Origin of the sequence: Alcanivorax sp. UBA3183 (assembly GCF_002364155.1) — a bacterium.
Lineage (GTDB): Bacteria > Pseudomonadota > Gammaproteobacteria > Pseudomonadales > Alcanivoracaceae > Alcanivorax > Alcanivorax jadensis.
On sequence record NZ_DEXN01000015.1, the window covers coordinates 127001 to 128585 of the forward strand.

Below are 1585 nucleotides of genomic sequence, written 5' to 3' on the forward strand. Positions count from 1 at the left end.
GAATTCCTGCCATAGCCCGGTCACCGGGTGGTTGAAGGCCAGCCACTCCGCGTGCAGCAACAGCCTCGGGCTCAGTGCCTCAATCTCCGGTGGCGCATACATGTCGCAGCCAATGATCGGATGACCCAGCTCCCGACAGTGAATCCGTAGTTGATGGCTGCGGCCGGTGACCGGGCTTAACGCCAGCCGGGTGCGGTTGCGGGCTTCGTCCCGTTCCAGCACCTGGTAATGGGTGAGGGCGGACTTGCCTGTGTCGTAACAGACCTTCTGCAACGGGCGGTTGGGCCAGTCCGCGATCAATGGCAACTCGATGCTGCCGCTATCTTTTGCTACCAGGCCGTGCACCACCGCCTGATAGCGTTTCTTCACGGTACGTTGCTGGAACAGCCGGCTGAGTTGGCTCTGCGCCTGGCGGATGAGAGCGAAGACCATGATGCCTGACGTATCCAGATCCAGTCGGTGCACCAGGCGTATATCCGGATCTTTTCGCGCCAGGCGTCGCACCGCACAGTCCTGATTTTCCGGTGCGCGCCCCGGCACACTGAGCAGATAGGCCGGTTTGTTGACCAGCAGAATATGCTCATCCCTGTACACCGTGCTCACCCGCTCATGGCAGATGGGCACGATATAGTAGGGTTTGTCGGCGGGTGAATTCATCGGGCAGTTCGTCGTTGAGATCGCAGAGATACTGACTCCGGGACTTCAGCCCGTTTTTGCCTTTCGCTATTCATCACTCGTTTCTCGCAACCTATTTACCCCAGAGTATCTGAAAGACATCGTCGTACTGTTTGGCAAAATGCACAGTGAGTCCGTCTTTCAGGTACCCCGGCAGTTCGTCGAAATCCCGCTGGCAGGCGTCCGGCAAAATCACCTCACGAATACCTACACGCCGGGCGGCGATAATTTTTTCACGGATGCCGCCAACCGCCAGTACCTGGCCGGTGAGGGTCAGCTCGCCGGTCATGGCCACCTTGCGCGGCAAACGCTTCTTCAACAGTAGTGACAGCAGGGCGCTGGCCATGGTGATACCGGCACTGGGGCCATCCTTGGGGGTTGCCCCTTCCGGCACATGGAGATGGAGAAAGGCTTCATCCAGGCGCTCTTCGCTCAGGCCGTAATCGCGCAGATGGCTGGCTACATAGCTGTAGGCAATCTCCGCGGACTCTTTCATGACATCACCAAGCTGACCGGTGAGCTTGAAGCCCCGCTGCTTGCTGTGCACTTGGCTGGCTTCCACGGAGAGCGTGGCGCCGCCCATGGAGGTCCAGGCCAGGCCGGTTACCACGCCCACGCCTCGCTGGGTCTTCTCGGTCTGGAAGTAGGGTTGGCCGAGGAAATCCGCCAGATTCTTGCCGGAGACGCTCAGTTTCTTTTCCCCAGCCAGCAGTTTCACCGCCGCCTTGCGGATGATCTTGTTGAGCTGTTTTTCCAGATTACGGACCCCGGCTTCGCGGGCATAGCCTTCCACGATCTGGCGCAGCGCGCTGTCGCTGATGCGCAACTGGCCGGGTTTTACGCCGGCACGTTCCAGGGCACGGGGCCACAGGTGCTGGCGCGCGATCTGCACTTTTTCTTCGGTGATATA

At 59.7% G+C, this 1585-nt stretch carries 2 protein-coding genes; both read right to left on the bottom strand.

Features of this window, described 5'->3' with window-relative positions:
• On the bottom strand, positions 1 to 657 hold a 657-nt coding region (locus tag B3Q33_RS06920), incomplete at its 3' end, for a pseudouridine synthase (RefSeq protein ID WP_286827316.1).
• Positions 658 to 748: 91 nt separating this feature from the next.
• Positions 749 to 1585: S16 family serine protease (locus B3Q33_RS06925; protein ID WP_286827318.1), on the bottom strand; the 837-nt coding region annotated here is incomplete at its 5' end.